General features: G+C 71.3%; 12 protein-coding genes and 2 pseudogenes. 7 read left to right on the top strand and 7 right to left on the bottom strand.

Translation table 11 applies throughout. From position 1 onward, the window contains the following. From VIU94_RS40580 to VIU94_RS40560, 5 genes and pseudogenes are all read right to left on the bottom strand, one after another. Nucleotides 1-1,157, bottom strand: a pseudogene (locus tag VIU94_RS40580) (hypothetical protein); the annotation flags it as partial. A gap of 111 nt (nucleotides 1,158-1,268) precedes the next feature. Next, on the bottom strand, nucleotides 1,269-2,177 hold the full coding sequence (locus VIU94_RS40575; RefSeq protein ID WP_331919974.1) for an isopenicillin N synthase family dioxygenase: 909 nt from the start codon (nucleotides 2,175-2,177) through the stop codon (nucleotides 1,269-1,271). Next, nucleotides 2,170-2,640 (bottom strand): nucleoside deaminase, encoded by a 471-nt coding sequence (locus VIU94_RS40570; RefSeq protein WP_414721096.1) that lies wholly within the window; start codon nucleotides 2,638-2,640, stop codon nucleotides 2,170-2,172. The genes VIU94_RS40575 and VIU94_RS40570 overlap by 8 nt, the downstream gene beginning before the upstream one ends. Before the next feature lie 31 nt (nucleotides 2,641-2,671). After that, nucleotides 2,672-4,081, bottom strand: a complete 1,410-nt coding sequence (locus tag VIU94_RS40565; RefSeq protein ID WP_331919972.1) for an MFS transporter — start codon at nucleotides 4,079-4,081, stop codon at nucleotides 2,672-2,674. A gap of 73 nt (nucleotides 4,082-4,154) precedes the next feature. Then, nucleotides 4,155-5,009: an NAD(P)H-binding protein gene (locus VIU94_RS40560; RefSeq protein ID WP_331919970.1), complete on the bottom strand. Its 855-nt coding sequence runs from the start codon at nucleotides 5,007-5,009 to the stop codon at nucleotides 4,155-4,157. Nucleotides 5,010-5,155: 146 nt separating this feature from the next. On the opposite strand from VIU94_RS40560, the gene VIU94_RS40555 reads away from it, so the two are divergent. Both VIU94_RS40555 and VIU94_RS40550 read left to right on the top strand, forming a co-directional pair. Beyond that, entirely contained in the window at nucleotides 5,156-5,644 is a 489-nt protein-coding gene (locus VIU94_RS40555; RefSeq protein WP_331919968.1) for a MarR family winged helix-turn-helix transcriptional regulator, read from the top strand. 107 nt (nucleotides 5,645-5,751) lie between these two features. Continuing rightward, entirely contained in the window at nucleotides 5,752-6,708 is a 957-nt protein-coding gene (locus VIU94_RS40550; protein ID WP_331919966.1) for a DMT family transporter, read from the top strand. On the opposite strand, the pseudogene VIU94_RS40545 reads toward VIU94_RS40550, so the two are convergent. Further along, a pseudogene (locus tag VIU94_RS40545) lies at nucleotides 6,620-7,495 on the bottom strand (LysR family transcriptional regulator); the annotation flags it as partial. The gene VIU94_RS40550 and the pseudogene VIU94_RS40545 sit on opposite strands and share 89 nt — an antisense overlap. After that, nucleotides 7,495-7,881 (bottom strand): PLD nuclease N-terminal domain-containing protein, encoded by a 387-nt coding sequence (locus VIU94_RS40540; protein ID WP_331919964.1) that lies wholly within the window; start codon nucleotides 7,879-7,881, stop codon nucleotides 7,495-7,497. The pseudogene VIU94_RS40545 and the gene VIU94_RS40540, both read right to left, overlap by 1 nt. A gap of 171 nt (nucleotides 7,882-8,052) precedes the next feature. Between VIU94_RS40540 and VIU94_RS40535 the strand changes: the two genes are divergently transcribed. From VIU94_RS40535 to VIU94_RS40515, 5 genes are all read left to right on the top strand, one after another. After that, nucleotides 8,053-9,510, top strand: coding sequence for a menaquinone biosynthesis decarboxylase (locus tag VIU94_RS40535; protein ID WP_331919962.1), 1,458 nt, complete (start codon nucleotides 8,053-8,055; stop codon nucleotides 9,508-9,510). Then, nucleotides 9,507-10,409 (top strand): menaquinone biosynthesis prenyltransferase MqnP, encoded by a 903-nt coding sequence (mqnP, locus tag VIU94_RS40530; RefSeq protein WP_331919960.1) that lies wholly within the window; start codon nucleotides 9,507-9,509, stop codon nucleotides 10,407-10,409. Before VIU94_RS40535 ends, mqnP begins: the two co-directional genes overlap by 4 nt. 23 nt (nucleotides 10,410-10,432) lie before the next feature. After that, nucleotides 10,433-11,098: a UbiX family flavin prenyltransferase gene (locus tag VIU94_RS40525; protein ID WP_331919958.1), complete on the top strand. Its 666-nt coding sequence runs from the start codon at nucleotides 10,433-10,435 to the stop codon at nucleotides 11,096-11,098. A gap of 193 nt (nucleotides 11,099-11,291) precedes the next feature. Then, complete coding sequence (locus tag VIU94_RS40520; protein ID WP_331919956.1) at nucleotides 11,292-11,741, top strand: Lrp/AsnC family transcriptional regulator; 450 nt, start codon at nucleotides 11,292-11,294, stop codon at nucleotides 11,739-11,741. A gap of 56 nt (nucleotides 11,742-11,797) precedes the next feature. Beyond that, nucleotides 11,798-12,321 (top strand): radical SAM protein (locus VIU94_RS40515; RefSeq protein WP_331919954.1); only part of this gene is annotated, 524 nt, incomplete at its 3' end.

Here is a 12,321-nt window from a genome sequence, read left to right as displayed (position 1 = left end):
GCCACGCCCAGCGGGCGGCCGCCGGTCAGCCGGTGGACGCCGCGGGCGAGTTCGGCGGGGGTCCGGCCGGCCGGGTCGAGCCGGTCGAACGCGGACTGGGTCTGGGCGGCGGAGAGCGGGGTCAGCTCGACCGCGAGGATCCCGGAGGTGACGTCCGTGCCGCGCGGGCAGGGCGCGCGGTGCGCGGTCTCCGGCAGCCGCAGCCGGGTGGCGTGCCGGATGGCGTCGTGGTCGCGGACCCGGGAGGCGGCGAGGACCACGACCCGGTCGCGCCGGCCGTCGGCGCGGGCGCGCAGCAGCGGCTCGATCAGGCGGCGGCCGAGCGGCTCGTGGGCGTTGTCGAGCAGCAGCACCGGGCGGCCGCGGCGGGTGCCGGCGCGGGTCAGTCCGGTGTAGGCCCGGCCGAGGTCCTCGATCATCGCGCCGACCAGGAAGTCCTCGGCCTCGCGGCGGCGCCGGCCGCCCTGCTCGAAGTCGACGGCGAGCTGCTGCAGCCCGGCCTTCCCGCGGCCGCCCGCGTTGCGGTAGGAGCCGTACCAGGCGTCGGCGCGCTGCTGGAAGCGGCCGAACACCTCCTCCAGGACGGTCTCCACGGTCGCCTCGGCGAGCAGCCCGGCCATCGGCGCGGTGGTCTCGGCGGCCCGCGCGGCCAGCTTGGAGAGCACCTTGGTGACCCAGTTCGCCGCCGCGCCCTTGGTCGCGTCGACGGTCGACAGGACCGGCCCGAGCCGCTGCAGGTCGCGCCGCGCCCGCTCGTCGTCCTCCTGCGACCAGCCGATCGAGGCGACCGCGACGAGCCCGAGGGACAGCCGGGGGAACTGCACCGGCTTGGCCGCGTGCACCTTCGGCGACAGCTGCACGGCGATCTCGGTCAGCGCGCCGGTCAGCGGGTTCCAGCCGGGCCCGTGGTCGGCGGGCGGCTCGATGCGCGCGCAGTCGAGCAGCGCGAGCGGGGTGGCCTCCCGGTAGGCGTTGCGGAGCTGCTTGAGCAGCGCGGTCTTCCCCATGCCGCGGCCGCCGGTGAAGACGGTGACCGGCGGGTCGTCGCCGTGCTCGTAGGCGACGCGGGCGAAGCCGTGCGGGGCGAGACCGATGAGCCGGGCGGCGAGCCCGGTCTCGGTCAGGACCGCCTCGCGGCCGTACAGCTCTCTGTCCACCCGCCACCCCCCTGTGTCCCCACGGGACGTGCCCCGTCACAGCGTCAAGTCCAGCTTATCGACCGGGTGTTGGGAACACGCCAAGGTTTCGCACAGAGTGTGAACGAGTTGTCACCCAGCCGTGATCGCGTCGAGCTGCGCGCGCAGGTAGCTGTGGGACTCGATGCCGTGGATCGTGGTCCCGGGGTCGCACTCGTAGAAGTACACCAGCGACATCAGCTCCTCGCCGGGCGCGTCGGCCGGCGGCGGCAGCACCCGGTGGCGGCCCGAGCGCCACCGCCCGCCGGTCCAACTCGCCATCAGATCCCCGATGTTGACGGTGAAGGTGGCCGGGTCGTACGGGGCGTCCTGCCAGCCGTGGGAGTCCGTGTACACCTGGAGCCCGCCCTTGCCGGCCTGCCGGTCCAGGACGGTGACGGTGCCGAAGTCGGTGTGCGGACCGATCCGGAACTGCCCCGGCTCCGGGTCGCCGGTCCGCTCCCGGCCCGGGTACCAGTTGACGTTGAAGCCGAAGGTGGGGTGCCCGGTGTGCCGGGTGAAGAAGTCGGCCCCCTCGCCGAGCGCCGTGCCGAGCAGGTCCAGGATCCGGTCGGACAGCTCCCGCATCTGCCGCAGATAGCTCTCCACCAGGGGTTTGAGCTCGGGGACCTCGGCGGGCCAGGTGTTCGGCAGGAACCACTCGGCGTCCACCGCCGCGTTCCCGGTCGGCTCGTCCGCCGCGAAGGACAGCGACTCCTTCAGGTCGGGCGGGGTCGCCGTGCCCTCCGCGTACCCGTTGGCCTCCGCGCCCGGCCCGAGCCACCCCCGCCCGCCGACCTTCACCGCGTACGGCTCCTTGACGGCGGGCGGGAGGTGGAAGAACTCCCGCGCCGCCGCGCGGATCCGGGCCCGCAGCTCCGGGTCCACCCCATGCCCGGTGACCAGCAGGAACCCGGCCTCGCGCAGGGCGCGGTCGACGGCGGGCAGCTGCCCGTCCGGATCGCGGGTCAGATCGATCGTCGGAAGGCTCGCCTCACTCATCGCCGATGTCCTCGTTCCACAGTGCCGGATGCTTCTCGATGAACTCCCGCATGAGCGCGGCGCATTCGAGGTCGTCGAGCACGACCACCTCGACCCCGTGCTCCGCCAGCCAGTCGTGCCCGCCGTGGAAGGTCTCCGCCTCCCCGATGACCAAGCGCGAGATCCCGAACTGCCGCACCAGGCCGGAGCAGTACCAGCAGGGCGAGAGCGTCGTCACCATGGTCGTCCCCCGGTACGAGCGCTGCCGTCCGGCGGCCCGGAAGGCGGCGGTCTCCGCGTGCAGGGACGGGTCGCCGTCCTGCACCCGGCGGTTGCGGCCGCGGCCGAGGAGCGTTCCGTCGGCCGCGTAGAGGGCGGCCCCGATCGGAATTCCACCTTCGGCGCGCCCGGCCCGCGCCTCCGCGAGGGCGACGTCGAGCCACTGCCGGGCGCGGGTCTCGGCCCCGTTCTCCATGGCTTCCATGTCCTCGACTCTTCCCCGGCGGGGGGTGGCGTCACGCCTGGCGGTGGTGGGACTGCGCCGTGCGGGGCAGCAGGCGGACGAGGGCGCAGCAGACGAGGACGGCGGCGGCGACCAGGGCGAGGCTGTGGCCGGCGGCGTCCGCGGGGGCGCCGGAGGTGCGGAAGTACAGGGTGGTGACGGCCGCGGCGCCGATGCTGTTGGCCAGCTGGGAGACGGCGTTCAGCGAACCGGAGGCGCTGCCCGCCTCCTTCGGGGCGATGTCGCCGAGGGTGACCTCGTAGATCGTGCCGAAGCAGGCGCCGAGGCCGAGTCCGGTGACGAACACCGGGACGAGCAGCGTCCAGGTCGTCGGGGTGGTGGTGTGCACGAGTGCGAGCAGGGCCAGGGTGCCGGTGAGCGTGAGCAGCAGGCCGACGAGGATCAGGACGCGGCCGAGGCGGGCCTTGAGGCCGTGTGCGGCGATCGAGGCGACGATGATGCCGGCGGCGACGGGGGCGAGGCCGAGCGAGGCGCCGGTCGGCGAGCGGTGCAGGCCGTCCTGGAGGTACAGGGAGAGGACGAAGAGCAGGCCGGCGACCGCCGCGTAGAAGACCAGGCCGAGGATCAGGCCGGAGGTGAAGCCGCGGTTGCGCAGCAGCGACGGTTCGATCAGCGGGGCGGCGGTGTGGCGCTGGCGCAGGCAGAACAGGGCGAAGAAGCCGGTGCCGGCGGCGAGGGAGAGGACCGGGACGAGGGTCCAGCCGTGGGCGGCGCCGTCGATCAGACCGTGCAGCAGGCCGAGCATCGTCGCGGCGAGCAGGGCGGATCCGGGGCCGTCGAGTGTGACGGCCCGGTCGCCGGTGTCGCGGGGCAGGAGGCGGACGGCGAGGACGATCGCCAGGCCGCCGAGCACGATGTTGATCAGGAACATGGAGCGCCAGCCGAAGGAGTCGATGAGGAGGCCGGCGAGGACCGGGCCGCTGATCGCGGACAGTCCGAGGCAGGGGGCGAAGACGCCGAACGCCTTGCCGATCTCCTTCGGCGGGAAAACCGCGCCGAGGATGCCGAAGCCCTGCGGGATGACCAGGGCGCCGAAGGCTCCCTGGAGCAGGCGGAAGCCGATGACGGAGGCGGGGTCGAAGGCGAGTCCGCAGGCGACGGAGGCGAGGGTGAAGCCGGTGAGGCCGGTCAGGAACAGCCGGCGACGGCCGTACTTGTCGCCGAGCCGCCCGCCGACCACCAGCAGGACGCCCATGGACAGGGCGTATCCGGCGCCGAGCCACTGGACGAGGGATTCGCCGCCGCCCAGGTCGGCGGCGATGGTCGGGGCGGCGATGTTGGTGATCGTCGCGTCGAGGAGGTCGAGGACGGCGGCGAACAGGACGACGGCGAGGACGGCCCACCGGCGGCGGTCGGGGTCGGGCGGGGCGGCGGTGTCGGCGGGGGCACGCGTAAGGGACATGGCAGGAGTCCTTCGGGTGGTGGTGGGGGGCCGGTCGTCGGACCGGCCGATGAGCGGTGCGGTGGACGGTGGATCACTGCTGTGCGGTGAAGGCCGCGGCGTTCTCGCGGGCCCACTCGCGGTAGGTGCGGGCGGGGCGGCCGAGCAGGGACTCGGTGGTGTCGGCGACGGTGGCGGGGCCGTGGGAGGCGGCGGCCCACAGGTCGAGCAGCGAGGCGACCATGGTCGGGGGCATGAAGCGGCCCATCTGCTGCTCGGCTTCGGCGCGGGAGATGTCCTCGACGGGGATGGTGCGGCCGACGGCGTCGGAGAGGACGGCGAGCTGCTCGCGGAAGGTGAGCGACTCGGGGCCGGTGAGGGTGATCGCGCGGCCGGTGAGGGAGTCGCCGGCCAGGGCCTCGAAGGCGATGTCGGCGATGTCCTCGGGGTGGATCGGCGCGATGTGCGCGTCGGGGTAGGCGAGCTGGACCGGCAGCGAGCTGCCGACGAAGTACGCCCAGCCGAGGGAGTTGCTGGCGAAGGCGTCGGGCCGCAGGAAGGTGCAGGTCAGGTCGGAGTCGGCGAGGGCGCGCTCGACCTTGAGGCTGTGGCTCGCCAGCGGGTCGTTCTCGGCGTCGGCGCCGAGGACGGAGGCCGAGGAGAGCAGGACGACGTGCTCGACGCCGGCGGCCTCGGCGGCCTTGATCAGCTCGTGGATGCCGGCGGGGTCGGGGTAGAGGAAGACCTGGCGGACGCCGCGGAGCGCGGTGTCGAGGGCATCGAGGTCGTCGGGGCTGTCGAGGGCGAGTGCGACGGTCTCGACGCCCTCGGGGACGGTCAGCTCGGCGGGGTGGGCGCTGGCGGCGCGGACGGTGTGGCCGGCGGCGTGCAGGCGGGCGATGAGGCCCTGGCCGACCTTGCCGCGGGCGCCGGTGACGAGAGTGGTCATGGGAAAGCTCCTTCGTTCGAAGTCCGTTGCGGGGAGGTGCCGTTCGGCGTTCGTTGCTCGCCGTTCGGTGTATGCATGCTTGCATGCACACGTTTGAGAGTCAACACATGCCTTCGGGGAGGCATTCATGTCTGTACGATGAGGGCATGACGAAGCGAGAGCCGGAGACGGCGGACGAGCTGTTGAACGCTGTGGGCCCGGCCTTCGGGAAGCTCCGGCGCTCCTCACTCCTGGAGGTCGAGGACCCGATCTCCGAGAAGGACCTGAGCCGCACCCTGGTGCTCCGGATCGTCCTGGAGGCCGAGCAGGAGGACACCGGCGAGGTCACGGTCGGCGGGGTCGGCAAATACCTGGGCGTGGACCCTTCGGTGGCCAGCCGCATGGTCTCCGACTGCATCTCGGCCGGCTACCTCGTCCGGGCGGCCTCCCAGCAGGACGGCCGCCGCACGGTGCTCCATCTCAGCCCCGAGGGCCAGGAGTTGATGACCCGCTTCGGCCGGCACCAGCGTCAGGCCTACGAGTACGTCACCGCGGACTGGGACGAGCGGGAACGGCTGGAGTTCGCCCGCCTCATGCTCAGGTACGTCGCCTCGCAGGACAGCCTCGCCCAGCGGGCCAAGGACGGGAACCGCTAGCGCGGGCTCCCGGCGGGACCGCCCATCGGCCGGGCCGATGGGGCCATCGGGAGGGGTGTCCACTGGCTCGTGGACCGGGTGGCCTGCCCGTTCGTAACGTCGTCCCCATGAGAAACGAGACCAGGGGAACCGTCGAACTGACCCTCGCCATGGTGCTGTCCGGCACCCTCGGCATCTTCGTCGTCGAGTCCGGGGCGTCCCCGTTCAACGTGGTGTTCTTCCGGTGCCTCTTCGGGGCCGCCGCCCTCGGCGCGTACAGCCTCCTGCGGGGGTACTTCACCGGGCACGGGTTCACGCCGAAGAAGCTGGGCCTCGCCGCGCTCGGCGGGGTGTTCATCGTCTTCAACTGGGTGTTGCTGTTCGAGGCGTACGAGGCCACCTCGATCTCCTTCGCGACCGTCGTCTACCACACGCAGCCGTTCTTCCTGGTGCTGCTCGGCGGGGTGCTGTTCCGGGAGCGGATCACCGCCGCGAAGTTCGGCTGGCTCGCCGTCGCCTTCGTCGGGCTCGTCCTCGTCTCCGGAATCCGGCCGGGGGACACCGCGTCCCTCAAGGGCCTCGGGCTCGCCCTCGCCGCCGCCGTGCTCTACGCCCTGTCGACCGTCGTCACCAAGCGGATCACCGGCGTCCGGCCGCACCTGATTGCCCTCGTGCAGGTCCTCGTCGGCATCCCGCTGCTGTTGCCGTTCGCCGACTTCGGCGCGGCGGCGGAGCTCGGCGGCGGCTGGGGCTGGCTCGTCGGCCTCGGCCTCATCCACACCGGCGTGATGTACGTCCTCATGTACGCGGCCTACCAGAAGCTGCCCACCGCCAAGATCGCGGTGCTCGCCTTCACCTACCCCGCGGTCGCGATGTTCGCCGACTGGATGGTGTACGGGCACCACATCGGCCTCGTCCAGGCGCTCGGCGTCCCGCTGATCGTCCTGGCCAGCCTCAAGGTGACGCTTGCGGCGAAGCCTGCTCCTGAGGCGAAGCCTGCTCACGCACCAGACGCCGCGCCTGCTCGACGAACAGCCGGACATGACTCGGCAGCTGCTTCCCCCGCCGCCACGCGATCTGCGTGAAGAGCGTGAACGGCACCTCCCAGTCGAGGGCCGTCAGCGCCCCGGACGCCAGCTCCTCGGAGACGGCGATCCGGGGCAGCAGCGCGATCCCGAGCCCGCCCGCCACCGCGCGCTTCGTCGCCTCGATCGTGCCGAACTCCATGAACGGCGGTGCCCACTCGCGCAGTTCGCCCTCGAACAGGTCCCGATACGGGCACCCCGGCTCGGTCCCGACCAGCTCCGTCGCCGCCAGGTCCGCGCTCTTCAGCCCCGTCCGCCCCGCCAGCGCATGGCCCGGCGCGGCGACCAGGACCAGCGGCTCCACCGCGAGCACCTCGCTGTCCAGGCCCTGGTGCGCGGTCTCCGGCTCCATCAGGAACCCGATGTCGTACGTCCCCTGGAGCAGCGCCTGCCGGGTCGCGTCGCCCAGCGTGGGCCGCAGCGTCAACCGCACCTTCGGGTAGCGGTGGTGGAACAGTTCGAGCAGCGGCGGCAGGCGGTACGAGGTCAGCGACTCCATCGTGCCGACCGCGATCGTCCCGGCCGGCTCCTCCGCCCCGGCGACCGCGGCCCGCGCCTCCTCGTTCAGCTCGATGATCCGCCGCGCGTACGGCAGCAGCCGCTCGCCGGCCTCGGTGAGCCGGATCCGGCTGCCGAGGCGCTCGAACAGCTCAACACCGAGCGAGGACTCCAGCGAGCGGATCTGCCCGGTCACGCTGGACTGCGCGTACTTCAGCTCGGCGGCGGCCCGGGTGAAGGACAGGACGCCGGCGACCTTCTCGAAGGTCACCAGGAGCCTGAGCTCCATCAGCTGTCCTTGTCCTCTCCCTGCTCGCGCTTCTTCAGCTCCTCCTCGCGGCGGCGCAGGTCCGCCTCCCAGTCCTTGAGGAGCGACTCGTCCTTCTTGTTCTCCTCGCGGAGCGACTTCAGGAAGTCGGGGTTGTCGTCGGGCGCGACCCACTCGTGCCGGTGGTTGCGGTGCCATTCGGACGGCGTACGGCCGCCGGCCGGTGCGTGGCGCATCTTGCCGGCGGCGAACCACACGATCGGACCGACGATCCAGAAGAGCAGGATGATGAAGATCCACGCCACCTTCGGCAGGTGCTTCGCCTCGTCCTCGGGGGTGTTGAGGCAGTCGATGAACGCGTAGATCGTCAGCGCCAGCGGCAGGATGTACATCAGCGCCCTGAGCATGTGCGACAGCCCCCTGGAAGCAATGGCGGGGCGCGTTCGTACGGCCCCGGTGACAACTCCAGCCTAGCCCGTGACCGCTGTGCCATCCCGGGGGATGACCCCCGGACCCCCGGCAAGACGCGCCCGGCCCCGGGGCGGGAGCGCGAGCAATGCTCAGGGATACTTGGCGCCATGGCTTACGACGATCTCCGCTCGCTGCTCAGGGCGCTGGAGCGCGAGGGCGACCTCAAGCGCATCAAGGCCGAAGTCGATCCGTACCTGGAGGTCGGGGAGATCGTCGACCGGGTGAACAAGGCGGGGGGTCCGGCGCTCCTCTTCGAGAACGTCAAGGGCGCCGCCATGCCGCTCGCGATGAACGTCTTCGGGACCGACCGCCGCCTCCTCAAGGCCCTCGGCCTGAAGTCGTACGAGGAGATCAGCGAGAAGATCGGCGGGCTGCTCAAGCCGGAGCTGCCGCACGGCTTCGTCGGCGTCCGGGAGGCCTTCGGCAAGCTGGGCTCGATGGTCCATGTGCCGCCGAAGAAGGTGAAGTCGGAGAACGCGCCCGTCCAGGAGGTCGTGCTCACCGGCGACGACGTCGACCTGGACCTGCTGCCGGCCCTGTTCACCTGGCCGAAGGACGGCGGCTCCTTCTTCAACCTGGGCCTGACCCACACCAAGCACCCGGAGACCGGGGTCCGCAACCTCGGCCTGTACCGGCTGCAGCGCCACGACAAGCGCACCATCGGCATGCACTGGCAGATCCACAAGGACAGCCGCAACCACTACGCGGTCGCCGCCGAGCGCGGCGAGCGGCTGCCGGTCGCGATCGCCTTCGGCTGCCCGCCGGCCGTCACGTACGCCTCCACCGCGCCGCTGCCCGGCGACATCGACGAGTACCTGTTCGCCGGCTTCGTGCAGGGCAAGCGGATCGAGATGGTCGACTGCAAGACCGTCCCGCTGCAGGTCCCGGCGAACGCCGAGGTCGTCGTCGAGGGCTGGCTGGAGCCGGGCGAGGTGCTCCCGGAGGGCCCGTTCGGGGACCACACCGGCTTCTACACGCCGCAGGAGCCGTTCCCGGCGCTGAAGATCGACTGCATCACGATGCGGAAGCGCCCGCTGATCCAGTCGATCGTGGTCGGCCGGCCGCCGACGGAGGACGGCCCGCTGGGGCGTGCGACGGAACGCTTCTTCCTCCCGCTCCTCAAGATCATCGTCCCGGACATCGTGGACTACCACCTGCCGGAGTCGGGCGGCTTCCACAACTGCGCGATCGTCTCGATCGACAAGAAGTACCCGAAGCACGCGCAGAAGGTCATGCACGCCATCTGGGGCGCGCACATGATGTCGCTGACCAAGCTGATCGTCGTGGTCGACAAGGACTGCGACGTCCACGACCTGCACGAGGTGTCCTGGCGGGCGCTCGGCAACACCGACTACGCCCGCGACCTCACGGTCGTCGAGGGCCCGGTCGACCACCTCGACCATGCCTCGTACCAGCAGTTCTGGGGCGGCAAGGCGGGCATCGACGCGACGAAGAAGCTCCCCGAGGAGGGCTACACCCGGGACGGCGGCTGGCCGGACATGGTGGAGTCGGACCCGGCGACGGCGGCCCTGGTGGACCGCCGCTGGAAGGAGTACGGCCTGTGACCACCGCGGCCGTACCCGGCGCACAGCCGGGTCGTACGAAGGCGTTCCTGCGCCTGGTGATGATCGAGCACTCGGTCTTCGCGCTGCCCTTCGCCTACATCGCCTCGCTCACCGCGATGTTCCGCCTCGACCGGCAGATCCACTGGTGGACGCTGTTCCTGGTCACCGTCTGCATGGTGGGTCTGCGCACCTTCGCGATGGCCTGCAACCGGATCATCGACCGGGAGATCGACGCGCGGAACCCGCGCACCGCCAACCGCGAGCTGGTGACCGGCGCGGTCTCGGTCCGCTCCGCGTGGACCGGCGCTGGCGTCGCCGTCGTGGTGTTCCTCGGCGCGGCGGCCCTGCTCAACCCGCTCTGCCTGGCCCTCGCGCCGCTGGCCGTGGTGCCGATGGTGGTCTATCCGTACGGGAAGCGGTTCACGAACTTCCCGCACGCGATCCTGGGCCTGGCGCAGGCGATGGGCCCGGTCGGGGCCTGGCTCGCGGTGACCGGGGAGTGGTCCTGGGAGGCGGTGATCCTGGGGTTCGCGGTGGGCGTCTGGATCGGCGGCTTCGACCTGATCTTCGCCTGCCAGGACGTGCAGGCGGACCGCGCGCACGGCGTGATGTCGGTGCCGGCCCGGTTCGGCGTCCCGGCGGCGCTGTGGGGTGCGCGCGGTTCGGCGGTGGTGACCACGGGTCTGCTGGTCTGGTACGCGCTGGCGACGGACGCGGGGCTGTTCTTCTGGGCCGGCCTGGTGATCGTGGTGGCGGCGTTCTGCTACGAGCACACGATCGTGAAGCCGAACGACCTGTCCCGGCTGAACCGGGCGTTCTTCACGACGAACGGCTTCATCGGGATCACGTTGTTCGTCTGCGCGCTGCTCGACCTGCTGGTGCGCGGGCTCGTCGCGTAGTCCCGCCGGATAGGCTCCGCATCATGAACGACGGCAAGCGCATTCCCTGGGTCGTCGGCGTGTCGGGGGCGTCCGGGACGCCGTACGCCGCCTCCGTCCTGCGGGGGTTGCTGGCGGCGGGGGAGAGCGTCGACCTGGTGGTGTCGCGGGCCTCGCGGCTGACGCTGCTGGACGAGACGGGGATCGCCTTCCGGGACGCGCACTGGCGCGAGGACCTGGCCCAGTGGCTGGCCCGGGGCGCGGACGGGAAGCCCGACGCCTTCGACGTGCCGGTGGACGACGTGCGGTACTGGGCGGCCGGGGACCTGGCCGCGGGGCCGTCGTCGGGCTCGTACCCGGTGAAGGGGATGCTGATCGTGCCCGCGTCGACGGCCGCGGTGGCGGGCGTGGCGCTGGGGCTCTCGAAGGACCTGCTGCAGCGGGCGGCGAGCGTGATGCTGAAGGAGCGGCGACCGCTGGTGGTCGCGGTGCGGGAGACCCCGCTGAACGGGCAGACGCTTCGGCATCTCGTGGCGCTGGACGATGCGGGCGCCGTGGTGCTGCCCGCCTCCCCGGCGTTCTACGCGGGGGCGACGCACATCCAGGACCTGGTGGACTTCGTCGCCGGGCGGGTGCTCGACGCGGCGGGCGTGCCGCACGCGCTGTACCGCCGGTGGAAGGGGGAGCTCGGTGGCTCCCGATCGGAGTAGCGGGCTCCGCTCGGAGTAGCGGACTCTGCTCGGAGCAGCGGACTCTGCTCGGAGCAGCAGGCGCTCCGCGCTTCTCGTTGATCCAATGGTTGAGATTGATCCGATGAAAGATTCACAGGGTGTCGACCCCTGTGTACCTTAGATTCCATAACTAAACTCGCGGTATCGCTGGACAATGGAAGGCTTCATACCTATGGACGCCGTGGACAGGCAGCTCATCCAGGCTCTGCGCGAAAACGGCCGGGCCTCGTACGCCGAGCTCGGCCGCCTCGTCGGGCTCTCCGGCCCCTCCGTCACCGACCGGATCAACCGGCTGGAGGCGGCGGGCGTCATCACCGGCTACCGCGCCACCGTCGACGCCGCCTCGCTCGGACTCGGCGTGACCGCGCTGATCGGCATCTCGCTCTCCGACGCCGCCGACCACGAGGACGTGGCGCGCCGGCTGAAGGACCTCGCCGAGATCGAGGACTGCTGGTTCATCGCGGGCGACGACTCGTACATGCTCAAGGTCCGGGTCGACGACGTGGACGGCCTGGAGAAGACGATCCGCCGGCTGTCCGGCACCAAGGGCGTCTCGCGGACCCGTACGACGATCGTGCTCTCCACGAAGTGGGAGAACCGGGTCGGAGATCTGCCCGAGTAGGCAGGGGCGTACCTTGGGTGGGGCCTGTTGACGAATCGTATGGGAGGCGGCCGTACATGGACGTGGGGCTCAAGCGCGAGCTGGAGGAGAAGGTCCGTTCCGGGGAGCGGCTGACCCGCGAGGACGGCATCGCCCTCTACGAGTCGGACGACCTGGCGTGGCTCGGCGGCCTCGCGCACGAGGTGCGGACGCGCAAGAACGGTGACGTCGTCCACTTCAACGTCAACCGGCACCTCAACATGACCAACGTGTGCACCGCGTCGTGCGCGTACTGCTCCTTCCAGCGCAAGCCGGGCGAGAAGGACGCGTACACGATGCGCATCGAGGAGGCCGTCCGCCTCGCCAAGGCGATGGAGGGCGAGAACCTCACCGAGCTGCACATCGTCAACGGGCTCCACCCCAATTTGCCGTGGCGCTACTACCCACGGTCGCTCAGCGAGCTGAAGAAGGCCCTCCCGAACGTCTCGCTGAAGGCCTTCACGGCGACCGAGATCCACCACTTCGAGACGATCAGCGGGCTGTCGGCGTCGGAGATCCTGGACGAGCTCATCGACGCCGGTCTGGAGTCCCTCACCGGCGG

Origin of the sequence: Streptomyces sp. (assembly GCF_036566765.1) — a bacterium.
In the GTDB taxonomy this organism is placed as follows: Bacteria; Actinomycetota; Actinomycetes; order Streptomycetales; family Streptomycetaceae; genus Streptomyces.
This window is presented reverse-complemented; position numbering and strand designations above follow the sequence as displayed.